This is a genomic window from Jeotgalicoccus marinus DSM 19772, assembly GCF_000425825.1.
GTDB classification, from domain to species: Bacteria; Bacillota; Bacilli; order Staphylococcales; family Salinicoccaceae; genus Jeotgalicoccus; species Jeotgalicoccus marinus.
In genome coordinates, this window is record NZ_KE384460.1 from 45,784 (window position 1) to 70,444 (window position 24,661).

Below are 24,661 nucleotides of genomic sequence, written 5' to 3' on the forward strand. Positions count from 1 at the left end.
ACTTGGATATAAATAAAATCCGTCAGGATTTCCCGATACTTGAATGTCAGGTAAACGGAAAAGACCTTATATATTTAGACACGTCTGCAACGAGCCAATCTCCAGTACAAGTTATCGATGCAATGAATGACTACTACAGAACATATAATTCAAATGTTCACCGTGGAGTTCACACGCTCGGAACTAAAGCGACTGATGCTTATGAAAAAGCACGTATGAAAGTACGTAGCTTCATCAATGCAAAACGCTTTGAAGAGATTGTTTATACACGCGGGACAACTGCCGCAATTAATCTAGTTGCTAGAAGCTTTGGTGAACTAGTGATTGAAGCAGGTGATGAAATCATCGTCACTGAAATGGAACACCATGCCAATTTAGTGCCATGGCAAGAACTCGCTAAGCGTAAAAATGCGAAACTCGTTTTCGTTCCTCTTGAAGCTGACGGGACGATTACTCTAGACAGTCTAAGAAGTGTTATAACAGAAAACACAAAAATTGTAGCAATCACTCATGTATCTAACGTACTTGGTACAATTAACGATATAAAAGCTATGGCTGAAATCGCCCATGAACACGGTGCTTACATTGCAGTTGATGGAGCCCAAGCGGTACCGCATATGACAGTAGATGTACAGGACCTAGATGTAGATTTCTATGCCTTTAGCGGACACAAAATGCTAGGTCCTACAGGAATCGGCATTCTGTATGGAAAAGCTGATTTACTTGATAAAATGGAGCCAATTGAATACGGTGGAGATATGATAGATTATGTTTATAAAACAGAATCTACATGGACTGACTTACCTGTGAAATTTGAAGCAGGTACACCTATGATTGCCGAAGCAGTTGGTTTAAATGCTGCTATCGACTATCTCAACAACTTAGGCCTCGACAACATCCATGCTTATGAGAAAGAGCTTGTAGAATATGCCTATGACAAGATGTCTGAAATTGAAGGCATTGAGATTTACGGTCCGGCCAAAAGTCAGCGTGCGGGACTGATTACCTTTAATCTAAAAGGGGTTCACCCACATGACCTTGCTACTGCACTGGACTCAGAGGGCATTGCAGTTAGGGCAGGTCACCACTGTGCTCAGCCATTGATGAAATGGTGTCAAGCACACTCAACAGCAAGAGCGAGCTTTTACATTTACAACACCATCGAAGAGATAGATCAGTTTATCGAGAGCTTGGAAAAAACGAAGGAGTTTTTCTCTTATGAATTTTAACAACTTAAATCAACTGTATCGTTCAGTCATCATGGACCATTACAAGAACCCAAGAAATAAAGGGGTTGTTGAAAATGGCTCAATGACAATTGAAATGAATAACCCGACTTGTGGTGACGAAATTCAGCTAACATTAAATGTTGAGTCTGGAATCGTAAAAGATGTTAAGTTCCAAGGGCAAGGCTGTTCGATTTCTATGGCAAGTGCCTCGATGATGACAGAAGCGATCATGAACGAATCTGTTGAACGCGCACTCGAGATGGCAAATGAATTTTCTAATATGATGCTTGGTGAGGACTATAACATCACTGATGATATGGGTGACGTTGAGGCACTGCAAGGTGTCAATCAATTCCCTGCACGTATCAAATGTGCAACACTCACTTGGAAAGCACTCGAAAAAGGGTTTAAAGAATCCGATAAATAATAATTGAGGAGTGATCATATATGGTCAAAGAAGCATTGGATATTGGCGATTACAAATATGGTTTCCACGATAAAGACGTCTCAATCTTCCGTTCCGATAGAGGATTAACAGAAGAGATTGTCAGAGAAATCTCTAAGATGAAAGAAGAGCCTGAATGGATGCTCGAATTCCGTCTTAAGGCACTTAAACACTTCTATAAACGCCCTATGCCTATGTGGGGTGGGGATTTATCAGAATTGAACTTTGATGATATTACTTACTATGTAAAACCATCAGAGCAAACTGAACGTTCTTGGGACGAAGTACCTGATGAAATCAAGCGTACCTTTGATAAATTAGGTATTCCTGAAGCAGAACAAAAATACCTCGCAGGTGTTTCTGCACAGTATGAATCAGAAGTTGTATACCACAACATGGAACAAGATCTAGAAGAAAAAGGTGTAATCTTTAAAGATACTGACTCTGCACTAAGAGAAAATGAGGAGTTATTCAAAGAGTATTTCTCTACTGTAGTGCCGATTACAGACAATAAATTTGCTGCTTTAAACTCAGCTGTATGGTCTGGTGGATCATTCATTTACTGCCCACCAGGTGTTAAATTAGATACACCGTTACAAGCATACTTCCGTATTAACTCTGAGAACATGGGTCAATTCGAACGTACACTAATTATCTGTGATGAAGGTTCAAGTGTTCACTATGTAGAGGGTTGTACGGCACCTGTTTATACAACGAATTCACTACACTCAGCTGTCGTAGAAATCATTGTTAAACGTGATGCATACTGCCGTTATACAACAATCCAAAACTGGGCAAATAATGTATATAACCTAGTAACTAAACGTACTTTTGTTGATGAAAATGGTACGATGGAATGGATTGACGGTAACATTGGTTCTAAGATTACGATGAAATATCCTTCAATCTACCTAAGAGGTGAAGGATCTCGTGGTATGACGCTTTCTATCGCACTTGCTGGTAAAGGTCAACTTCAAGATGCTGGTGCTAAAATGATTCACTTAGCGCCGAACACATCTTCTACAATCGTTTCTAAATCGATAGCTAAAGGTGGCGGTAAAGTATCTTACCGTGGTCAAGTAAGATTTGGTAGAAAAGCACATGGTGCGCGTTCAAACATCGAATGTGATACGTTAATTATGGATAATGAATCAACTTCAGATACGATTCCATATAATGAAATCTTAAATGACAATATCTCATTAGAACACGAAGCGAAAGTTTCTAAAGTATCAGAAGAGCAATTGTTCTATCTAATGAGTCGTGGTTTAGGTGAAGAAGAAGCGACAGAAATGATCGTTATGGGCTTCATCGAACCATTCACTAAAGAACTTCCAATGGAATATGCCGTTGAGATGAACCGCCTAATCTCTTATGAGATGGAAGGTTCAATCGGTTAATCTATAAAATTTTTAAGGACTTAGAAATCAACTTGATTTCTAAGTCTTTTTTTATTTTTCTATAAATGTGTATTATTTGTGAATGAGGGTATTAGAACTAATATACATTTAGGGGTGGTTTTTAGTGAAGGAAGAAACAAATCAAACAAAGGGAAGTAATAAAGATTTTTCGAGTAAGTTTCCTCATACCTATGCGATATTACTTGCTATAGTCATTATCGGTGCTGCATTGTCCTACGTAATTCCAGCAGGGGAATACGACCGTGTAGAAGTTGATGACCGTGTAGAAGTTGTCAGTGATAGTTATCATGCTGTGGAGCAAAGTCCAGTTTCCTTGATGGATTTATTTATGGCGATACCGAATGGTTTGATGGAAGCATCAAGCATTGTATTTTATATCTTTTTAATTGGTGGCGCTTTTGGAGTTATACGTTCTACAGGAGCGATTGAAGCAATCATTCAAAAAGTAATGAGAAATGTTGGTAATAATGAAGTGCTTTTAATACCTGTTGTCATGTTCATCTTTTCTGTACTAGGATTTACAACCGGTATGTCCGAAGAAGCAATTATTTTTGTACCCATCGGTATCATGTTAGCTGTAGCACTCGGTTATGATGCTATGGTCGGGACTGCAATGGTTACCTTAGGAGCCGCATCAGGTTTTATAGGAGGGATGTTTAATCCATTTACTGTTGGTGTCGCCCATGGTATTGCGGAGTTACCAATATTCTCGGGATGGGGCTTTAGAACTGTTGTTTATATTATTGTTTTAGCGGCTGGAATTTTGTATGTAATGCGCTATGCTAAGAAAGTTAAAAATGATCCAACTAAAAGCCTTGTTTACAACGAAGGACAAGAAGGGCAGCTCAATTTCACCGATGCGGATATGGAAAAATTTGAAATGTCAAAGAGACATATCGTTATCGTTGTGTTATTCGCTTTGACAATTGCGATTAATGTTTATGGAATCTTTCAGTACGACTGGTTCTTAACAGAGCTTGCTGCAAACTTCTTTGTAGTAGGTATAATCATTGGTTTTGTTGGTGGATTAAAACTTAATGACATTTTTGATTCTTTCATAGATGGTATGAAAATCGTAGTTTATGGAGCCATCATTGTTGGTTTCGCTAGAGCGATACTCGTAGTCCTTGAATCAGGACTAATTATAGATACGATTATTTATAGTATGAGCTCTGTATTGGACCTTATACCAAACTCTCTTACCGCAGTCGGTATGCTGATCGTACAAGTGTTTATAAATTTCTTTATTCCATCAGGATCAGGTCAAGCTATGACAACAATGCCTGTTATGGTACCGATCTCTGATTTACAAGAGATACCTAGACAAGTAGCTGTACTGGCATATCAGTACGGTGATGCAATTACAAATAGTATCATCCCAACATCTGCATCTCTTATGGGTGTCCTAGCTGTCGCAGGTATACCATATATTAAATGGGTCAAATTTATTTGGAAGTTAACATTGATATGGTTAGTTATCGCAGCAATTGCTTTAGTGGTAGCAACTTTAATTCACTTGCAATAATAATGTTTGAAACTCAGACTTTAGTTTGAGTTTCTTTTTTTGCTTTAAAAAATATACAGAAAATTTTCACAATTATATTTAGGTGATATGATGGAAATAAATACAAATATAAGGAGGAATTTCATGGGCCCGACTTGGCTTAAGTTAGCTGTGTTGTATTTGCTTATCGGGATATCAGTTGGTTTGTTTATGTCGTATGCGATTCAATTAAACTGGGCGGCAGGCCATGCACACACGAATGTTGTTGGTTGGTTAACGACGCTTGGTATAGGTGCGGTTTTATGTATATACCCACACTTGGCCAAAAATAAGTTAGGAATAGCAACGTTTTGGTTATACCATATTGGTGTACCTCTATTTATCTTTAGTACTTTTTATGTACAAGTGAATCCAGGGGTTGCACATATATTGACTTTTATAGGTGGACCAATGTTTCTAATTGCTATTATCTTATTCGGGATTAATTTATTCTTAAATTTAAAGGAATCAAATACTTCAAACTATGAACAAAAAGTATAATATTTGGCGGAACTCTAATGTGCCTTTATAATGGAAGTAATCACTAAATGAAGGCGGGAAGTTAAATGGTTAACTTAAAAGCATATTATGATTCAGGTCTTACAATGGATGCATATCGTCAGACTCTATCAGATTTAAAAACCGGTTTCGATAAAATTTACAATGAACACGAAGTTCAACAGGATTCAGATTTTGAACGCTTAAAAGAGAGGGGCAGAAAATTATTGGTCATTGCTGAACCTTGGTGTGCACATTGCATGTTAAACCTTGCAATCTTATTTAAATTGTCAGAAGCAGCGGAAACGGATGTTAGAGTTGTCTTAAGAGATGAAAATTTAGAATTAATGGATGAATATTTAACTAATGGTAATAGAGTCATTCCTAAGGTTATTGCACTCAACAATTCAAATGAAGAAGTAGCAGTTTGGGGACCAAAAGCACCGATGACTGACTTAATCCAAAAAGACTTAATGAAAGACATGCCAGAAAAAAACACACCTGAATATAAGGCGGCCTTTGAAGGTGTTAAAAAAGAGATGAGAGAAAAATTCTCTACATCACCAGTACTGTGGCAAGCAGTGGAGACTGATTTAAAACAAGTCTTAAGTTCATAATAAATAGACTTAGAAATCTCTATGATTTCTAAGTCTATTTTTATTAGGCCTTCTGTTTTCTTGTACTGATAAAAATTCCAACTGCTAGAATTATAATGATTCCGATTGTTTGGTAAATACCTAAGCTCACATTTAAAAGTAATACTGATGTAATCACTGCAGATACAGGCTCTAGTAAACCTAGTATACCTGTCTCTGTAGAGCTTAAATATTTTGTACTTGTGATATATAAGAAAAAGGCGAGTGTTGTACCGAGTAAAATGGATAGCACCAAAATAAGAATTTGGGTAAAGGTCCAATCAAATTGATATTCAAATTCCCAAATCGGATGAATAAAATTCATTAGTATACCACCGACTAGCATTGACCCACCTACAAGTTGAAGTGGGTGTAAGTATTGCATTAATACTGGTGCATGAATGGTGTAGTAAGCAAGTGCGATACCAGATAAGAGACCGAATGCCAAAGCAAGTGGTGGTACTGATAGGCTTTCAATGTTGCCATTTGTAGCAATTAAAAATACACCTATGATCATCGCAAGTATTATTATCGCTTCAAATTTAGTCCATGGTCTATATTTCTTAAAGATGGCGTAAAGGATAATATATATTGGCCCCGTACACTGTAAGACAGTTGCTACGGCAGCATTTCCATAACCGATGGCAGCCATAAATGTATATTGAACCATAGTCATTCCGAAAATCGAGTAGATTAAAAACATTAGAGTAGTATGTTTTGTCCAAACAGTACGATGTCTTTTTCTAAAAAATAAGGTGTATATGGACAGTAAAATCACACCGCTAATTAATAATCTCGCAGTGACATACCAAGAGACATTAGTCGGTGTATGCGTAAATATGTAATCTGATGCAGTACCCCCAATTCCCCATAAAGAGGCACCGATTATAACAAAAATTAAACCTTTGATATGATTTTCATTTTTCATGGTTGGCATACCTCCTTTATTAAATGTGGTAAAATGAAGTAAGGTGATTGAATGATTTTTATAGGACTGACAGGCTGGGGTGACCATGATTCACTATATACAGAACTGTCAAACAAAAAAGATAAATTGATGACTTATGCTTCACATTTTCCAATTGTAGAACTCGATGCTACATATTATGCCATACAAAGAACATCTACAATAGAAAAATGGTGTCAGGAGACACCAGAGTCATTTAAATTTGTTGTTAAGGCACATCAATTTATGACAGGGCATAGTGATTATCGTGATTACTATGATTCAATTAAAGATGTCTTTATAGCATTTAAAGATATGTTAAAACCAATGCAAGAAAGAAATAAACTCGCTTTTGTCTTACTACAATTTCCACCGTGGTTTGATTGTACAAGTAAAAATATAAGATATGTAAAATTTGCAACAGAATTATTAAAACCATACAAAATTGCAGTAGAATTTCGTAACCAAACATGGTTTCAAGATGAGTATAAAGAAGAAACGCTTAGTTTTTTACATGACTCAGAATTGATTCACAGTATTTGTGACGAACCCAATGCTGGTATCGGGTCAATACCATTTGTTAACAGAGTCACTGATGATATTGCCTTTATTAGACTACATGGTCGTAACGTACATGGTTGGACCCAGCAAAATCGAACTTCTGATGAGTGGCGTGAGGTACGTTATCTATATGATTATAACAAAGATGAGCTCGCTTGGTTGAAAAGACAAGTGGATATTCTAAAACATAAAACGAAACATATATATATCGTCTTTAATAATAATTCCGGTGGCCATGCTGCAGGAAATGCCAAGACTTTTATAGATTTAATGGATATTGAATATAGCGGGCTATTTCCTAAACAATTGAAACTATTCTAAGGGGCTGGACGACATGATTACAGTTGTCATTATACTGATGTTAATCGGGTTACTCTCTTCTATTTTAGGATCACTCGTCGGTATTGGCGGGGGTGTTATTGTTGTGCCTGCACTAATGTATTTCGGACTATCTTTAGGGCTCTTACCTGCGATAACACCTCAAACAGCTGTCGGTACATCTAGTATGCTATTAATTTTCACAGGCTTAAGTGCGATGTGGTCGTATGCAAAAAACAATCAAGTTGATAGACAAAATGGTACGCTATTTTTAATCGGACTAATTCCTGGAGCCTTCACAGGTTCTTATGCGAGTAGTCTTTTTACAGTGGATAGTTTCAATTTATACTTTGGTGTCTTCCTAATTTTTGTTTCAATTTTGTTGGTCGTTAGAAACAAGATTAAACCATTAAAAATATTTCAAAATCCTAAATATATGAAGCCTCATAGAGACAATATGGGGAATGTCTATCACTATGGTTTCCCACCGTATCTGGCTATTGCAATTACGTTTCTAGTTGGTTTTGTAACGGGGCTCTTCGGTATTGGTGGTGGCGTACTGATGACGCCGCTCATGTTGATGGTCTTTCGTATGCCACCGACTATTGCCATTGGTACAAGTATGATGATGGTCTTCTTTTCTGGCTTATCCTCTGCCTCAGGTCATATACTACAAGGGAATGTCGTCTTTATGTATATACTCTTACTTGTGCCTGCTGCTATTTTAGGTGCGAATATAGGTGTTAAGATTAATCAGAAATTCAACTCAAACAGTCTCGTTATCATCTTACGTTCTGTTCTATTCCTACTGGGTATATATTTAATTTCTCAAACTTTTTTCTAAGGAGTGTATAGTATGGAAGTGAAGATTTATCACACAAATGATATTCACAGTGCGTTAGATAACTATGTGAAATTTACTAGTTTTCTTAACGATAAAAGACACCAATACAGTGATAACATGGTATATGTGGACATTGGTGATCATGTTGACCGCTCACATCCATACACTGAGGCAACGCTCGGTAAAGGAAATATTGAACTATTAAACGAAGCGACATGCGATGTTGCGACGATAGGGAATAATGAAGGTATTACCCTTACAAAAGAACAATTGAAACACCTTTATGATGATGCGAACTTTGATGTTATTTGTACAAACTTAAGAGAGGTTGGTGCGGATAATCCATTTTTTAAACCCTACACTATTAAGGAAGTGAAGGGTGTTAAGATTGGTTTTATAGCGGCGACTGTTGAATTTACCCCATTTTACTTAGCCTTAGACTGGGAAGTTGCAGATGCATTCTCATGGGTTGAAAAATATTTAGCTGAACTTCGGGGTAAGGTGGATGTCATTGTTATGCTAAGCCATCTTGGTATGTATGATGATGAAAATTTAGCGAACCGCTTTCCAGAGATTGATTTGATTTTATCTTCACACACACATCACCACTTTGATTATGGCGAGCGCATTAATGGCGTACTCTTAGCTGCCGCTGGTCGATACGGTGAGTATATTGGAGAAGTGACCTTGAACTTTCAAGGTAAAAAATTGATCGGTAAAAATGCAAAATTGATTGAGGCCGACTTCCTTGCACCTAAAGAAAACAATTATTATCAACTCGGTAAAGAAATGCTGAGTAATACAGTGATTAAAAGTGACGCCTATCCGATTGAAAGACGACTGTATTCTGCCTCTCGTTTTGCATCCTTACTAGCTTATATGATACGAGATTTTACAGACAGTGATGTAGGTCTTATTCATACTGGTCTAGTGGCTAGTCCGTTTGAAGGTGGAGAATTGACAGAGTATGCTTTACACAAAGTATTACCACACGCGATTAATGCTGTGAAAATCGAGTTGACAGGACGAGAAATGAAAGAAGTTTTTACAGAAGCAAATCGTCATGAGTATAAGGATGAGATTGTCAGGGGCCTCGGTTTTAGAGGTGATATATTTGGTGCCTTTGTCATGGATAATATATCGTACGTTCAATCTGAGAGAGAGTATTACATCGGCAATGAATTAATTGATGATGGACGTACATATTCACTTGGTACTTTAGATATGTATACATTCGGTCGTATTTTCCCACAGTTTAGATATTCAAAAAAAGATTATATGATGCCAGATTTACTCCGCGACATTATCAAGAACTATTTAAAATGCTTATAGTCATTTATAAAAGCTTGTGTTATAATGAAAAACAATTGAATAAAAAAAGTAGAGGTTGCGTTTTTTATCAGTAAATATTCTAGCAGGCATGCGATTAGGAATATCGAAAGGGAAAGACGCCGAAGAATAAGACCGGCGGGTACTTATTCTGGGTCTTAGTTTAAGAGACTAAGGACTGTCAGTTATATGATGCGCTACAGTACATTGGAATCATAAATGCGTACATAATAGCGTGTTTATGGTTTTTTTATTTGAAATTTTTAGGAGGAAATACATATGGAATCTTTTTTAAGTTGGGAATACATGCCCTTGGTCCCACCTTTACTCACACTGATCTTAGTTATTATAACTAGAAAAGTCAGTATCAGTTTAGGTGCCGGAATTGTGACTGCTGCTTTCGTTATTGCTGGTGGGCACTTTGGTGAGTTCTTCCAAATTTTAATCGACTCATTTTTAGCAATATTTATTGAAGATGGTGGTTTAAACACATGGAACGCCTTCATCTTAATCTTTTTAACATTACTTGGTATTATGACTGCATTTATGAACATGTCAGGCGGTGCAAAAGCCTTTACGGAATGGGCCTTAACGAAAGTTAAAACTAGACGTGGAGCGGGTCTTATTACCGGACTTTTAGGCGTTATTATTTTTATAGATGATTACTTTAGTTCTTTAATTGTTGGTCAAGTTGCCAAACCCATCACGGACAAATTTAAAATTTCTAGAGCAAAGCTTGCATACTTGGTTGATACAACAGCTTCTCCAGTATCTATAATGGTTCCAATTTCAAGTTGGGGTGCGGGTATTATGGGTATGACAGCTCCATTGTTAGTCAGTGCTGGTCTAGAACATATTTCTCCTTTCCAAAGCTTTATATATATGGTGCCAATGAACTTCTATGTCATTGCTGCAATGGCAATTATGCTTTTCGTTATTATTTTTAAGTTCGATATTGGACCGATGAGAAAACAAGAAGACTTAGCCATTAACGAAGGTATTTTAAGGGATAAGGTACCTGATATGGCAACTGAAGAAGACGACCTCCCAGTTCATGAAGGCTCCAGTGCTAAAGCATTAACAGTACCAATCATCGGTTTAGCAATAACTGTTATTGCAAGCATGTTCATCTCTGGGGGGATTGCTGCTGGTTCTTGGACCTTAATCGATATGTTGGAGAATATGATGATTACCCACTCATTAGTAATTGGTGGTCTTGTAGGGCTAGCTTTAGCTCTAGTTTACTATATTGGACATACAAAGAACGATGATAACTTTGGATTTAAACAAGTACTTTTAGGAATTAAAACAGGGTTCCTTGCAATGTTTCCAGCAATGTTAGTCTTAACTTTCGCTTGGATGATTGGTGGTTTAATTACTGAACTCGGAACAGGTGATGTGCTCGGAGGTATGGTTGAAAGTTCTAACCTGCCCGTTTCACTTGTTCCTGCCGTCATTTTTATTGTTGCATGTATTATGGCTATGGCAACGGGAACAAGCTGGGGTTCATTCGGTATATTAATTCCAATTGCAGGCGAAATTATGATTTCATTAAATGCAACTGATTTATTATTACCATCAATTGCAGCTGTACTAGCTGGTGCGGTATTTGGTGATCACTGTTCACCAATTTCTGATACGACAATTCTATCAGCAACTGGCTCCGGGGCGGACTATATCGTTCACGTAATGACCCAGTTACCTTATGCCATTTTATCAGCTGTTATCGGGCTAGTTGCCTTTGTTGTACTCGGGACAACACTTAGTGTTGGTCTAGCACTACTAAGTTTACTTGCATGTTTAATCGTCGTATTTATTGTTGTAAAATTCATCTACAGACCTGTATCTAAAGAAACCACATAAGAAATAACTGTGGTAAAATAGAGTTATTATAGGTAAAGGATGTGTCAATGTGATTACCATTGGTCATATGAACTTTGAACTCGTGGAAAATTACCGCGATGCATTTGATGAAGAGGTCTTTGTTGAAAAGTATAGTGAACTACTAAATAAATATGACTATATCGTCGGCGATATTGGTTATGAAAAATTAAGGCTTGCTGGTTTTTATCGATCTTCTAAACGTAAAATAGAGCCGGATAAAAGAGCAGACACAATCCAAGAATATTTAAATGAATACTGCAACTTTGGATGTGCTTACTTTATTTTAAGAAAAGTAACTAAGGCAGAATTGAAGACACAGAATGAAGAAAATGGTGAAGAAGCGGAGGTGTAAACCTTAGCTTCTTCTTTTTCTATGATATGATTAATACGAATAGATTAGATGAGGTGACTTATGTATTTTGTAGATAAAACGTTATTAAATAAGCGTTTAGCTTATATTGAAGAGATGTCGAAATTAGTAGACACAGACGACAAACTTGCCTTGGAACGCACGTGTCAGATGTTGATTGAAGCGACTGTTGATGTCGGGAATATGATCATTGATGCTTTTATCTTAAGAGATCCTGGTAGCTATCAGGATGTTATTGACATAATGGAACAAGAGAAAGTCATCGATAGTAATGATGCATTGAAATTTAAAAATACCTTAAAATGGCGTACAGAGTTAACTAGAAATTATACGGATATTGACCATCAAAGTATGAAACTTGATTTCCTTGATAACATTGATGCCTACAAAAATTTTAAGGCAAGTTTTGAACACTTCAGAAAAACTGATCCTCAAGCTGTAACAGCTTTTTCGACAGATGATGTATAAGGGTTATTTGATTGATCTTGATGGAACGATGTTTAATGGAGACGAGGTCATTGATGGTGCAAGGGAATTTATAGATCGTTTGAATGAAGAAAAACTGCCTTACTTATTCTTAACAAATAATGCGACGAGAAGTAAAAATGAATTGCAAGAAAAATTTGATGTTCTGGGTTTTAAAACCTCTACGCATCATATTTATACTTCTGCTATGGCGATGGCGAAATATATAGAGGAACATTATAAAGCACCTAAGGTATTTGTCATTGGTACAGATAGCTTTAAAGCTACACTAGAAGAAGTTGCAGAGCTGACAGATGAAGCAGTCGATGTGGTTGTAATGGGCCTTGATCCAACGATTACATACGACAAGATTATTCAAGCATGCAGGTTAATTCAAAATGGTGCTAAATTTTTAGCGACGAATCCTGACCAGAAAATCAAGAGCCATTTTGGATTTTCACCTGGTAATGGTGCCTTTGTGAAACTAGTCAGTGATGTAACAGGTGTAGACCCAACGATTATCGGTAAACCTGAAAAATTTATTTTAGAAGGTGCCTTGGTTCAACTCAAACTTAATAAAAAAGATGTCGCGATGATTGGGGATAATTATGATACCGACATTTTGACAGGTATCAATGGCGGGGTAGATACGATTCATGTGAACACAGGTGTCCATAGTACAAAAGATGTTAAATCACGTAATAAAGTTCCGACACATCTAATAGATAATTTAAGTGAATGGCAGTTATAAACGCTAATGTTAACCTTTAAAATTAAGGGTTAACATTAGCGTTTTTTTCTGATAAACTAACTCTATCGATATAGGTGGAGGAAAATAGAATGAAGACAAAACAACTTGTTCAGGCTGCTCTATTTGTTGGCCTCATTGCAATTGCTGCACAAATTAAAATACCCCTTGGCCCAGTGCCTTTTACTTTACAGTTGCCTATGGTGATACTTTGTGGCTTATTGTTGGGCACAAAAACAGGCGTCGTTAGTTTGATTATATATACATTAATTGGTCTACTTGGTGTACCTGTTTTTGCGGGAGCTGCAGGTTTAGGCGCCTTTGTTTCACCAACATTTGGATTTATTTTAGGGTATATACCCGCAGTGTTAATTTTTGGACTGGCTAAAGAAAAATCATTTATAACTATGTTTATGTGGACGCTTTTAGGGATGGCAGTAGTCTTCTTATTTGGTACATCTTACTTTGCTTTTGTTATGGGTGTCGTTCTAAATACACCGATGGCATTTCTTGAAATTCTTTTCGTTACGGTGATTCCTTTCCTAATTAAGGACATTGCCCTAGCGATTGTAACAGTCGCCTTAGCGCGGACATTAGAAAATCGAGGCTTAAGACTTGCATAGTAAGATAAAAAATTCAGACTTTCAATTGATGGATTTTTATGAGTAAATCCCTTATAATAGTGACTAGTAGGAGAGGCTTATTAATTGATTGGAGTGAACTTATATGACAGTCAGTCAAGATACTATGTACGAACAAGTCGAAGAGGTACTGAATAAATTGCGTCCATTTCTACTTCGTGACGGCGGAGACGTTGAACTCGTTGATGTAGAAGATGGTATTGTTAAGCTTAGATTGCTTGGTGCATGTGGGACATGCCCTAGCTCAACGATTACTCTAAAAGCGGGTATCGAACGTGCGTTACTTGAAGAAGTACCAGGCTTTGTAGAGATCGAACAAGTATTTTAACTTGCAGCTGGAGACGCTCGTGTCTCCAGTTTTTTTATTGTATGGTGAGGTGTTTTTATGTTTACAATAGCAGAATTTTGTAATGCAAATATGCAAAAAGGAACTGAGGATGTTTATCGTGCTTTAGACCAGGATCTTGCAATTGATGTGGTGGATTATGAGTGCACAAACAATTGCGGCTTATGTTCTAAGACATTCTTTGTTTTGATAGATGGAGAGATTGTCTCTGCTAAAACTAAAGAGCAGTTGTTAGAAAAGGCATATAAAAGAATAGAGAAGAATAATAGAGATCTATAATTATAAACGGTTGATTGGTGTAGCTAAAATGACTGTAGTATAATTAAATTATAAAAACTTGTGGTAATAGTATTTAAAGAGGAGTGATTTTATGTCCACAGTAACATTGACTGAGAGTGCGGCATATGAAGTTAAAGATATGCTAGAAGCTAATGATATGGCTGACGGCTACCTCCGTTTTAAAGTACAGGGTGGTGGTTGTACAGGGCTTACTTATGGAATGGCTGCTGAAACGAATATAGGAGAAAGAGATGAAGTATTCGAATACTACGGTGTGAAAATGCTTGTAGATAAATTCGATTTACCTGTTGTAGATGGTACCGTAATCGACTTTAAACAATCGTTAGTCGGCGGCGGATTTACGATTGAAAATCCAAATGCGAGCTTGTCTTGTGGCTGCGGATCTTCCTTTAGAACGAAGACGAATGCGGGTGCGCCAGCAGACTGCTAAAATCAAGGAAAACGCTTGAATTATTGCGGTATAGTGCTAATATTGTAACTGGTATGCATGATATATATAAATAATTCTTGCACAACAAATTACGCTTGTAGGAAGGAAAATAAAAATGAGTTTTGAAAGAAAAAAAATTCTCGTACTTGGTGCGGGCTACGCTGGATTATCAACTGTAACTAAACTACAAAAACTACTCAGTGTACAAGAAGCTGATATCACATTAATCAACAAAAATGAATATCATTATGAATCAACTTGGTTGCATGAAACAGCAGCGGGATCAATGAACTGGGAAGACGGAGTTTATCCGATTGCTAAAGTTGTTGATAATATGAAAGTACGTTTTGTGCCTGCAGAAGTGACTAAGATTGATCGTGATAACAAAGTTGTTCAAACGAACCAAGGTGAATTTGACTTTGATATTTTAGTTGTATCACTTGGCTTTGAAAGTGAGTCATTTGGTATTGAAGGCATGGATGAATATGCTGAAACTATCGTCAGTCCTCAATCTGCAGTAAAAGCTCGTGAAGAAATTGAGAAAAACTTCATCAACTATAAGACGAGTCAAGATAAGAGAGACCTCGCTATCTTAGTGGGTGGTGCTGGATTTACTGGCGTTGAATTCTTAGGTGAACTTGTCGAAACTCTACCTGAATTATGTAAAGCACACGGTATAGATTACAATGATGTCAAGATTACTTGTGTTGAGGCAATGCCTACAATGTTACCAATGTTCTCTGATGAGTTAACTCAGCACGCAGTTGACTTCTTAGAAAAACGTGGTGTTGAATTCATGCTTGGTACAGCGATTGTTGCTGCTAATGATAAAGGTTTTGTTGTTAAAGTGAATGATCAAGAACAGCAAATTGAAGCTTCAAGCGTAATCTGGACTGCAGGTGTACGTGGTTCTAAATTAATGGAAGAATCGTTTGAAGGTGTGAAACGTGGAAGAATTGTAGTTAATAACGATTTAACTATAGATGGATATGACAATATTTATGCAATCGGTGACGTTGCAGCGGTAATGAACGGCACAGGTAAGGATGCACGTCCTTACCCAACAACAGCTCAAATCGCTATGCAATTAGGTGAACACACTGCTAAGAACATTAAATTGAGTTTAGATGGTGATAAGAAAGAACCGTTTGTATACGATGACAAAGGTACTGTATGTTCTTTAGGTTCTAAAGATGGTATCGGTGTTGTTATGGGTAAAGAAATTAAAGGTAAACCAGCTGCTTTCATGAAGAAAGTCATCGACACACGTGCAGTGTTCAAAATCGGTGGCCTTGCACTGGCTGCGACTAAAGGTAAATTCATGTAAGTTAAAAGTTAGCATTATGCATGGGTATATATAATGCCCATGCTTATTTTTTTGGAGGAAACATATATGGCAATGAATGTCGTTCAGTTATTTATATCTGTATTACTATATTTCGTTTTATTTTACGGAATTAGTTTTATACTGAACATGATTTTAAAAATGACATGGATTATGGCGGTTGTTTATCCTGTAATTGTTCTTTGGATTATAGGTAGAGTTTCATTATTTGATTACATAAGTAGTCCGGGAGAATCGTTTAATACGCTTTGGAGTAATATTATTGGCATCTCTATTTACGATATCATCATCTTAGGTTCAGGCTTAATCGGCATCATACTTGCAGGGATGACGATTCGTTATTTAAGAAAAGCAGGTTATCAAATGTTCTAGGGGGATCTTTTTATGAAAGTGAAATTTGAAGAGAGTTATGTGGCTGATGATTCAGTAATTGTCATTGGTTTACCAGAAAATGTTGAAGAAATGAAAAATTTTGCAGAACTCGATACTTTGTTAAACGGATTAACTAAGGAAATTATCACATCGAATGTGCTATCAACTAAGTTGAATAAGGTAACAACGACAGGCGTAACAATTCAAAGAGAATACAGAAAAGTTGTTGCAGTTGGACTCGGTGATGCTAGTCAATTGACGGTGCTAAAAGTCCAGGAAGCACTTGGTAATGTATTTCAGTTCATGGAAAAAGAAAAGGATAATAAGGCTCAAATTATTTTGGACACATTCGCTTTCGAAGCTGCTGAAGTTGCAGATGCTATCGGATTAATGGCAAAGGTAAGTACCTACGAACCAGTCGGCTATACTTCAGACAGTAAACAACAGTTCAGTGAAGGTTTAACGCTCACACTTGTTACAGAACACGATGTCACTAAATACTTCGAACATGGTGAGAAAGTGGGTTCTAGTATTAACCTAGCTAGAAACTTTGCGACGATGCCACCGAATTTACTATATCCAGAAAGTTATGCGGATTATTTAGCTGATAACTTTAAAAATCACCCCCATGTTAAGGGTGAGGTAAAAGATTTTGACACCTTAACCCAAGAAGGTTTTGGCTTATTGACAGCAGTAGGTAAAGCTTCACAAAGAAAACCTCGTCTTGTCACGATTGAATATAAGCACCCGGATGCAAAATTTGATGCACCAATAGTATTAGTCGGTAAGGGGATTACTTATGACAGTGGCGGTTATTCATTGAAGAGTCGTAATGGCATGCGTTCAATGAAATACGATATGAGTGGTTCTGCAAATGTAGTGGGGATGATTGAAGCTGTATCCAAACTCGATTTACCAGTACATGTTGTCGCAGTACTTGCGTTAGCAGAAAACATGGTAGATGGTAATGGCATGCGTCCTGACGATGTGTATCAATCTTTATCAGGTAAAACTGTAGAGGTTTCAAATACAGATGCAGAAGGTCGCTTAGTACTAGCTGATGCTGTTTATTATGCCGCAAAAGAGTATAAGCCAAAAGTAATGATGGACTTTGCAACTTTAACAGGTGCCGTTGTCCAAGCCATAGGTGAATATCGTACAGGAATATTTACGGATGTCGATAGAAAAGTGATGAATAACTTGTTAATCAGTAGTAAAGTCACAGGTGAAGATGTATGGCAATTACCACTTTCAGAGCATGAAGAAAAACGTGTGAGAAAGTCAGATATAGCTGATTTAATCAATGCCGACTTTAAACCAGGCGGCGCATCATTTGCTGCTGCCTTCATTAAAGAATTCACTGAAAACACACCATGGATTCACTTTGATATTGCAGGTTCAAGTAATAGTACTAGTGTGACACCATTTGGAAAAAAAGGTTCAACTGGTGTAATGATTAGAACAATTGTTGATTTAATTGAGTCAGGGACACTATATGAGTAGAGGATTGATTGAACTTCTTGGCATCAATGTCTTAGAAGTAGATGACGGGACATGTAGTATCGATATGGAAATTACATCAGATGCACTACAACCATTTGGTTTTGTCCATGGAGGAATTAATGCCGTTCTTGCAGAAACTGCTGCCAGTATAGGTGCCAGTCATCAAATTGAAGATGATCAAATTGCATTCGGAATGGAGCTTAATATTAATCACTTAAAAGCAAAGAGACAAGGCACTTTAATTGCTAAAGCAGTGTTGAGACATGCAGGTAAATCATCGCAGGTTTGGGAAATTGATATTACAGATGATGCAGATGATTTAGTTGCAGTTTCTAGATGTACCATGGCAGTAAGACAAAAATAAAACGTAAGATTGAAATAACTCCTTAGCTGTATCTATACAGCTAAGGAGTTATTTTTTTGTGTTTACTGGACAATGAGCCAGGGCATCTGCCTGTATTTTGTGTTTACTGGACAATGAGCCAGGGCATCTGCCTGTATTTTGTGTTTACTGGACAATGAGCCAGGGCATCTGCCTGTATTTTGTGTTTACCGGTAAATGAGCCCCGACCAATCTATCTGGTAAATAAAAAAACTGTATAACATCTGTAAAGATGTTATACAGGTATATCATTTAATCATCGAGTTCTTTGTCTTTACTGCGTTCGATTTTCAGTCTGACATGCTCTTCTGTTTCGATTTCGGAACCTGTTTCATCACGTTTCAATTCATTGAGAATGGTGAGTTTATAAGGTTCAACATCGGAGTGAAAGGCACTTCTGGCAATCATATGGGCACCAACAGGTGCAGATATGAAGATGAATATAATCGCTAATATCAGTTGGGTTTCGATTTCTGCTTGATAATAAGCAAAGTAGATAAATACCCCGATCAATGTCATACCGACACCTAGTGTCGAACTTTTCGAAGCGGCATGGATTCTAGTATAGGTATCAGGTAAACGAATCACGCCAATGGCTGCTACTGCTGTAAAAAAGGCACCACCGATTAGAAAGATTGTAATGAGACTAACTATTATTATCTCTATCATTTTCGATGATCACACCTTTCTCTAGGAATTTAGCAAAGCCAACTGTACCGATAAAACCAACCATTCCGATTAGCATAATTATTGGTAAGAGATAGGTTGTTTCTAAGACGATGGATAATAGACCAATCATTCCCATCAAGGTTACCCCAAATGCATCGAGCGTGACGACTCTATCATGTAGTGTTGGTCCTTTAATTGTTCTGTACAACATACCAAGCATGGTGATAGCAAATACGATAATTGAAAAGATTACGATAATATATACAAATGATGTCATGGTTGAGCCACCTCTTTTATAACATTTTCAAAAGCAGCTTTAATGTTATCAATTTCTTCATCAGCATCATCCATATCTAGGCCGTGAATGTAAATAATGGAGTAGTCATCTGATATCGCAACAACGACTGTACCTGGAGTTAAGGTAATTAATGTCGAAAGTAAAGCAACTTCCCATTCTTCTTCTAAATCGCTCGGATAGGCATAGAAACCGGGATGGATGTCAATTTTTGGTGACATCACAATTTTTACAACATCAATATTCGCTTTGACAAGTTCTATTATAAAGATAAACAGTAGTTTAATCATTAAGTACAAACGGCGTAAGTAGAATCTACCTGGTAAGAAGTTTCTAAATAAATATACTGCAACCAAGCCGATTAAGTAACCAGTGACAAAGGTTCCAACAGACATGTCAGCATTCATGAACATCCATAGAAAAGCTAAAATGATGTTTACTAATAGTTGAAATGACATTTATTCCACCTCCATCAAGTAGTTAGAATATGATGACGGATCGAAGAATGATTCGGCAGCCATTTCAAATACTGGGTAAAGAAAATCTGCTGATAAACCAAACACGATTGAAACGACTACAAGTCCGACTGCTGAGAAGAGTAGTTTATCTGATTTAATATCTCTAAGCTCAAGACCTTCTCTTGGTTCTCTAAAGAATACATTGATGAATAACTTCATAATGCTAAATAGGACAATCAGACTTGATAATAAGACGATAATTGCTGCAATAACGTGGTCGTTAAGGAAAGCTGACTCTACGATGAACAACTTACCGTAAAAGCCTGGTAAGGGCGGCACACCAGCAAGTGATAGGGCAGCAATAAAGAATGTCCAACCAACAACTGGGTGACTATTAATTAAACCACCTATATCTTCTGAATTATTCTTACCAGTTCTGTAGATGATGAAACCAACAAGTAAGAACAGGGCGCCCTTAATGATCATATCGTGTATTAGATAATACATCGCACCGATTGATCCAACTTCATCCATCATAGCAAAGCCAACAACGATAACACCGACGGCAATCATAATGTTGTAGATGATGACCATTTTCATATCAGTGTAAGCTAAAGCACCAATACAACCTACGATGATGGTCAACAAGGCAAGTAATAGTAGCACTTGATGGGTATAACCGACATCGTGTTGGAAGAACAGTGAAAATGTTCTAGCAATGGCATAAATACCAACTTTAGTTAATAGTGCACCAAATAAAGCAATGATAGGAATCGGTGGTGCATTATAAGAACCTGGCATCCAGAAATAAAGCGGGAAAAGTCCTGCTTTTGTTGCAAAAACAAATATGAATACTACTGCAACTAAGGTCATGACAGCTAAATTACCATCATAATTGGATAGCTTTATCTGAATATCAGCCATATTCAATGAACCAGTGATTGAGTAGAGATAAGCTAAACCAATTAAGAAGAAGTTTGAAGATACAACGTTAACAACGAAATATTTAAACCCTTCCTGCAATTGAATCTTTCTATTACCGAGTGTAATAAGTACATAAGATGCTAAAAGGAATACTTCAAAGAAGACGAACATATTGAAGATATCACCTGTCGTAAACGCACCAATAATACCTGTGATCATGAACATGACCATGGGATAATAGTAATATTTTTCTCTTTCATAGCCTATGGACTGGAAAGAGTAAACAACTGTGAAAAATAAGATAATCGATGTTGTCAGTACTAACAAAGCAGCGACCATGTCATAGACAACACTGATTCCAAATGGTGCGGACCAATTACTTATAAAGGTCACCATCGCACCGTTCTTGTATACATAATATATACTATATGCGCTAATACCAACCATTAGGGCACTGGTAATTGCTGAGACTATTCTGTGTGGAATAGGACGTTTGCCCATGAACAACATTATGACACCAGCAAAGAATGGAAGAATGATTGGGAGCATAGGTAAAATGTTAGTCGCCATGAGGAACTCCTTTCATATCTTCTGTGTTATCTGTACCGAGCTCTTTATAGTTTCTTAAGAGCAAGATCAGACTAAATGATGTCAGTGCAAATGAGATTACAATGGCTGTCAGTATTAAGGCCTGTGGGAGTGGATCTGTGTAAGTCGAGACAGAGTCATCGAGTACAGGAACATTACCCCGTTTCAGTTGACCCATAGTTAGAATCATTAAATGCACACCATGTGAAAGAATTGATATACCAATAATTATTCTTAAAACACTTTTAGACAATATTAAATATGTTGCACTAGCAATTAATATGCCAGACAAGATTATAGTAACAAGTTCCATTAGTCATCCATCCCCCCAACTAGGGAAACGATTAACAGTGCTGTTCCAGCTACTGTCATAAATACGCCAATATCAAAAGCGACAGCTGTGTGTAGTGCTACTTCCCCGAATATAGGAACATCGATATACGTATGTTGATGGGTGAAGAACGGTACTCCAAAGAAATACAAGGCTGTCGGTACAGCAATAGCTAGAAATAGACCGATACTGATGATTAAATGAAAGTTTATCGGAATCATTTTTCTTACAGTCTCGAAATCAAAAGCAATCAATAGAAGGATGACTGCTGAAGCTGCGAGCAAACCACCGACGAAGCCGCCGCCTGGTTCATAGTGTCCAGCTAAGAACATGTTTACTGAGAAGAGTAATATGATTAAAAATATTACTCTGCCCGTAAACTGAATGAACACATCGTTCATCTGACGTTGGACCTTACTGTAGCCAGCTCTCTTAAGCGTGCTCTTCATTATTATCATCCTTTCCTTTTACTTTTGCTTTCATTAATGCATATATACCGATGCCGGCAATACCAAATACTAATGTTTCCATGAGGGTATCGTAACCACGGAAATCAACAAGAATAACGTTGACCATGTTACCGCCAGCGGCGAGCTCATAAACGTTTTCAATGTGGAATTGGCTGATAGATTCAAACAACCTGTTTGAGTAAGCTGATAATCCAAAGAGGATAACGACAGCACCAACACCAACTGAAATAATAAAGTTAGTGAATTTAAATTTAATCGTTTCTTCATGCTTAGACTTTTTCGGTAAATGATAGAAACATACTAGGAATAAGGTCGTCGTAACTGTTTCTATAGATAACTGCGTCAGGGCAAGATCCGGTGCTCTAAAGAAGGCAAAGAATAAGGCCATAGAGAAGCCTATTGCACCTAACATGATGATTGAAACCATGCGTGAACGCGTCATCATAATGATAGCTAAAGAAATCAAGATAATGATCACGAGAACCATATCCTGGATACCAACATCTGCAAAGTCATCGAATGTGATTGGAAGACCTGTAAAGAATGTTGTAATGATACTAAATAGAACGAAGAATCCAAAGATATAAACCATATAATCTCTAAAGAAACCAGTCATTACACCATCGGTTGCTTTTTTAGAACCCAGTTGACTATACAGTAGTCCTTGGTCATATAAATAGTTAAGAGTGAAATGCTCTTTATGGTAGTCATATATGAACATCCAGCTATTTCTAAAGATGTACATGACACCACCGATGACGATAATAGCGACTGTTGCCCATAAGGCCGGGTTATTAAAACCGTGCCAATGTGAAATTTGTGTGTTTAAGGCCGTATCTGTACCTAAAATACTCATAGCTGCTGGGTCAATAATCGTACCTGATAGGATATTTGGGAATAGTCCGAAAATGATCACTAAAGCAGATAAGATAATTGGTGAAATTAAGAGTAAAGCTGGTGCTTCGTGTGGTTCTTTTGGAGTGTCATAACTTCTATCTCCAAAGAAGACACCATGAATGAGTTTAAGTGAATAAACGAATGTAAAGATACTACCTACAATTCCTAGGATTGGGAATAGTACACTCCAATCAGCTAAGGCGCTAAAGTTTGCATGACTAATCTCAAACATCGCTTCTAGGAATAACTCTTTCGATAAAAATCCGTTAAATGGTGGAATACCAGCCATTGAAAGTGCTGTAACCAAGGTCATCGTAAATGATATTGGCATGAGTGTTAATAGACCACCAAGTTTTCTAATGCTACGTGTACCTGTTTCATGGTCGAGAATACCCGCTACCATAAACAGAGAACCTTTGAAAGTTGCGTGGTTAATAATGTGGAAAACAGCTGCAACGACAGCGACTGTAAATATTTCCTCATTTGCACCGGTCGCTACTGCAAGTGCACCCACACCGAGTAAACTCATTATAAGCCCGAGCTGAGAGACTGTAGAAAAGGCAAGCACACCTTTAAGATCATCTTGCTTGATAGCGTTGAACGACGCCCAAACCAGTGTAATCAGTCCGCCGAGTAATATGATCCACACCCAAAGCTCACTAAAGGCAAACACTGGTGTAAACCTAGCAACAAGGTAAAGACCTGCTTTAACCATGGTTGCTGAGTGGAGGTAGGCACTGACTGGAGTCGGTGCTTCCATGGCATCTGGTAACCAGATATAAAATGGAAATTGAGCTGATTTAGTAAAGGCACCAAGTAAGATTAAAACAACTGCAAAGGGTGCGAGATTACTATCGATTATTAGATCGACATTGCCAATCATTTCTCTAATGCTGAAGGTGCCTGTAATAATATACAGAACAATAAAACCACCAAGCATCATAAATCCACCAAAGAAAGTAATCAACATGGACTTCTGTGCCCCGTATATTGACTTATCTTTCGTGTACCAGAATGCAATTAATAGGAAACTGGAAATTGACGTTAGCTCCCAAAAGAAGTAAAGCATTAAGACATTGTCATTTAAGACAATTCCTAGCATGGCAGTCATAAAAATAAGAAGGTAGACGTAAAAATTGCCAAGCTTCTCTTCTTTTGACAAATAACCAATTGAATATAAAACCACTAGTGCACCTATACCAGAAATTAAAATGGCGAACAATAGTCCAAGTCCATCTATGTATACATCAAAATTCATACCGATTCTTGGCATCAAGTTTAAATTTTGATGAATTGGTCCATCAGTTGACACTGTGGGTATAAGTGAAAATAAATATGCAGCAATCACAGCAGGAACAGGTAGAACAAACCAGCCGAGATGTACATCTTTAACATACCTGTAGATAATAGCAATCGCAATTGCTGCTATGACAGGCAAAAATATAGCTATGTGTATAAATGTCAAAGTGTATCC

29 protein-coding genes and 1 riboswitch are annotated in these 24,661 nt (G+C 37.3%); of the genes, 21 read left to right on the forward strand and 8 right to left on the reverse strand.

What is annotated here, in order from left to right; translation table 11 throughout:
• Positions 1–2: 2 nt before the first annotated feature.
• The 6 genes from H624_RS0109380 (at position 3) to H624_RS12020 (ending at position 5,753) form a co-directional block, all read left to right on the forward strand.
• Positions 3–1,229, forward strand: a complete 1,227-nt coding sequence (locus tag H624_RS0109380) for a cysteine desulfurase (protein ID WP_035857144.1) — start codon at positions 3–5, stop codon at positions 1,227–1,229.
• Entirely contained in the window at positions 1,219–1,656 is a 438-nt protein-coding gene (gene sufU / locus H624_RS0109385; protein WP_026867350.1) for a Fe-S cluster assembly sulfur transfer protein SufU, read from the forward strand. The genes H624_RS0109380 and sufU overlap by 11 nt, the downstream gene beginning before the upstream one ends.
• A gap of 20 nt (positions 1,657–1,676) precedes the next feature.
• Positions 1,677–3,074: a Fe-S cluster assembly protein SufB gene (gene sufB / locus H624_RS0109390; protein WP_026867351.1), complete on the forward strand. Its 1,398-nt coding sequence runs from the start codon at positions 1,677–1,679 to the stop codon at positions 3,072–3,074.
• 124 nt (positions 3,075–3,198) lie between these two features.
• Entirely contained in the window at positions 3,199–4,620 is a 1,422-nt protein-coding gene (locus H624_RS0109395) for a YfcC family protein (RefSeq protein WP_026867352.1), read from the forward strand.
• A gap of 123 nt (positions 4,621–4,743) precedes the next feature.
• Positions 4,744–5,139, forward strand: a complete 396-nt coding sequence (locus tag H624_RS12015; RefSeq protein WP_051220559.1) for a hypothetical protein — start codon at positions 4,744–4,746, stop codon at positions 5,137–5,139.
• Positions 5,140–5,204: 65 nt separating this feature from the next.
• On the forward strand, positions 5,205–5,753 hold the full coding sequence (locus H624_RS12020) for a thioredoxin family protein (RefSeq protein ID WP_051220560.1): 549 nt from the start codon (positions 5,205–5,207) through the stop codon (positions 5,751–5,753).
• Between the two features lie 43 nt (positions 5,754–5,796).
• On the opposite strand, the gene H624_RS0109410 is transcribed toward H624_RS12020, so the two are convergent.
• Positions 5,797–6,699, reverse strand: a complete 903-nt coding sequence (locus H624_RS0109410; protein WP_035857145.1) for a DMT family transporter — start codon at positions 6,697–6,699, stop codon at positions 5,797–5,799.
• Positions 6,700–6,750: 51 nt separating this feature from the next.
• On the opposite strand from H624_RS0109410, the gene H624_RS0109415 reads away from it, so the two are divergent.
• The 15 genes from H624_RS0109415 to H624_RS0109485 all read left to right on the forward strand — a co-directional run bounded on the left by H624_RS0109415 (position 6,751) and on the right by H624_RS0109485 (position 18,537).
• On the forward strand, positions 6,751–7,599 hold the full coding sequence (locus H624_RS0109415) for a DUF72 domain-containing protein (RefSeq protein ID WP_026867354.1): 849 nt from the start codon (positions 6,751–6,753) through the stop codon (positions 7,597–7,599).
• Between the two features lie 13 nt (positions 7,600–7,612).
• On the forward strand, positions 7,613–8,440 hold the full coding sequence (locus H624_RS0109420) for a sulfite exporter TauE/SafE family protein (RefSeq protein ID WP_026867355.1): 828 nt from the start codon (positions 7,613–7,615) through the stop codon (positions 8,438–8,440).
• A gap of 12 nt (positions 8,441–8,452) precedes the next feature.
• Positions 8,453–9,772 (forward strand): bifunctional metallophosphatase/5'-nucleotidase, encoded by a 1,320-nt coding sequence (locus tag H624_RS0109425; protein WP_026867356.1) that lies wholly within the window; start codon positions 8,453–8,455, stop codon positions 9,770–9,772.
• A gap of 41 nt (positions 9,773–9,813) precedes the next feature.
• Positions 9,814–9,977, forward strand: a riboswitch (Lysine riboswitch).
• A gap of 71 nt (positions 9,978–10,048) precedes the next feature.
• Positions 10,049–11,632, forward strand: a complete 1,584-nt coding sequence (locus tag H624_RS0109430; protein ID WP_026867357.1) for a Na+/H+ antiporter NhaC family protein — start codon at positions 10,049–10,051, stop codon at positions 11,630–11,632.
• A 49-nt stretch (positions 11,633–11,681) separates the two neighbouring features.
• The gene (locus H624_RS0109435) at positions 11,682–12,005 is read left to right on the forward strand and encodes a YutD family protein (RefSeq protein ID WP_026867358.1); all 324 of its coding nucleotides are present in this window, start codon (positions 11,682–11,684) and stop codon (positions 12,003–12,005) included.
• 60 nt (positions 12,006–12,065) lie between these two features.
• On the forward strand, positions 12,066–12,491 hold the full coding sequence (locus H624_RS0109440; RefSeq protein ID WP_026867359.1) for a DUF86 domain-containing protein: 426 nt from the start codon (positions 12,066–12,068) through the stop codon (positions 12,489–12,491).
• Positions 12,481–13,239, forward strand: coding sequence for a TIGR01457 family HAD-type hydrolase (locus H624_RS0109445; protein WP_026867360.1), 759 nt, complete (start codon positions 12,481–12,483; stop codon positions 13,237–13,239). The genes H624_RS0109440 and H624_RS0109445 overlap by 11 nt, the downstream gene beginning before the upstream one ends.
• Before the next feature lie 89 nt (positions 13,240–13,328).
• Complete coding sequence (locus tag H624_RS0109450; protein ID WP_026867361.1) at positions 13,329–13,859, forward strand: biotin transporter BioY; 531 nt, start codon at positions 13,329–13,331, stop codon at positions 13,857–13,859.
• 103 nt (positions 13,860–13,962) lie between these two features.
• Positions 13,963–14,205: a NifU family protein gene (locus tag H624_RS0109455; protein WP_026867362.1), complete on the forward strand. Its 243-nt coding sequence runs from the start codon at positions 13,963–13,965 to the stop codon at positions 14,203–14,205.
• A gap of 57 nt (positions 14,206–14,262) precedes the next feature.
• Positions 14,263–14,502, forward strand: a complete 240-nt coding sequence (locus H624_RS0109460; protein ID WP_026867363.1) for a DUF1450 domain-containing protein — start codon at positions 14,263–14,265, stop codon at positions 14,500–14,502.
• A 91-nt stretch (positions 14,503–14,593) separates the two neighbouring features.
• Positions 14,594–14,953 carry a HesB/IscA family protein gene (locus H624_RS0109465; protein ID WP_026867364.1) on the forward strand — a complete coding sequence of 120 codons (360 nt, stop codon included), beginning with the start codon at positions 14,594–14,596 and terminating at the stop codon, positions 14,951–14,953.
• Between the two features lie 115 nt (positions 14,954–15,068).
• The gene (locus H624_RS0109470) at positions 15,069–16,280 is read left to right on the forward strand and encodes an NAD(P)/FAD-dependent oxidoreductase (protein ID WP_026867365.1); all 1,212 of its coding nucleotides are present in this window, start codon (positions 15,069–15,071) and stop codon (positions 16,278–16,280) included.
• A gap of 66 nt (positions 16,281–16,346) precedes the next feature.
• Positions 16,347–16,670: a YuiB family protein gene (locus tag H624_RS0109475; protein WP_035857152.1), complete on the forward strand. Its 324-nt coding sequence runs from the start codon at positions 16,347–16,349 to the stop codon at positions 16,668–16,670.
• 12 nt (positions 16,671–16,682) lie between these two features.
• Entirely contained in the window at positions 16,683–18,173 is a 1,491-nt protein-coding gene (locus H624_RS0109480; protein WP_026867367.1) for a leucyl aminopeptidase, read from the forward strand.
• Entirely contained in the window at positions 18,166–18,537 is a 372-nt protein-coding gene (locus tag H624_RS0109485) for a PaaI family thioesterase (protein WP_026867368.1), read from the forward strand. The genes H624_RS0109480 and H624_RS0109485 overlap by 8 nt, the downstream gene beginning before the upstream one ends.
• A gap of 270 nt (positions 18,538–18,807) precedes the next feature.
• Here H624_RS0109485 and mnhG read toward each other — a convergent pair whose 3' ends face one another.
• From mnhG to H624_RS0109520, 7 genes are read right to left on the reverse strand one after another with little or no spacing between them, the layout of a single operon-like run.
• Entirely contained in the window at positions 18,808–19,224 is a 417-nt protein-coding gene (gene mnhG / locus H624_RS0109490; protein WP_035857165.1) for a monovalent cation/H(+) antiporter subunit G, read from the reverse strand.
• Positions 19,202–19,501, reverse strand: a complete 300-nt coding sequence (locus tag H624_RS0109495; RefSeq protein WP_026867370.1) for a Na(+)/H(+) antiporter subunit F1 — start codon at positions 19,499–19,501, stop codon at positions 19,202–19,204. The genes mnhG and H624_RS0109495 overlap by 23 nt, the downstream gene beginning before the upstream one ends.
• Positions 19,498–19,977, reverse strand: coding sequence for a Na+/H+ antiporter subunit E (locus H624_RS0109500; RefSeq protein WP_026867371.1), 480 nt, complete (start codon positions 19,975–19,977; stop codon positions 19,498–19,500). The genes H624_RS0109495 and H624_RS0109500 overlap by 4 nt, the downstream gene beginning before the upstream one ends.
• Entirely contained in the window at positions 19,978–21,471 is a 1,494-nt protein-coding gene (locus H624_RS0109505; RefSeq protein WP_026867372.1) for a Na+/H+ antiporter subunit D, read from the reverse strand.
• Positions 21,461–21,802: a Na(+)/H(+) antiporter subunit C gene (locus H624_RS0109510; protein WP_026867373.1), complete on the reverse strand. Its 342-nt coding sequence runs from the start codon at positions 21,800–21,802 to the stop codon at positions 21,461–21,463. The genes H624_RS0109505 and H624_RS0109510 overlap by 11 nt, the downstream gene beginning before the upstream one ends.
• Positions 21,802–22,269, reverse strand: coding sequence for a Na(+)/H(+) antiporter subunit B (locus H624_RS0109515; protein ID WP_051220561.1), 468 nt, complete (start codon positions 22,267–22,269; stop codon positions 21,802–21,804). The genes H624_RS0109510 and H624_RS0109515 overlap by 1 nt, the downstream gene beginning before the upstream one ends.
• Positions 22,253–24,652 (reverse strand): Na+/H+ antiporter subunit A, encoded by a 2,400-nt coding sequence (locus H624_RS0109520; RefSeq protein ID WP_026867375.1) that lies wholly within the window; start codon positions 24,650–24,652, stop codon positions 22,253–22,255. Before H624_RS0109520 ends, H624_RS0109515 begins: the two co-directional genes overlap by 17 nt.
• Positions 24,653–24,661: the final 9 nt, after the last annotated feature.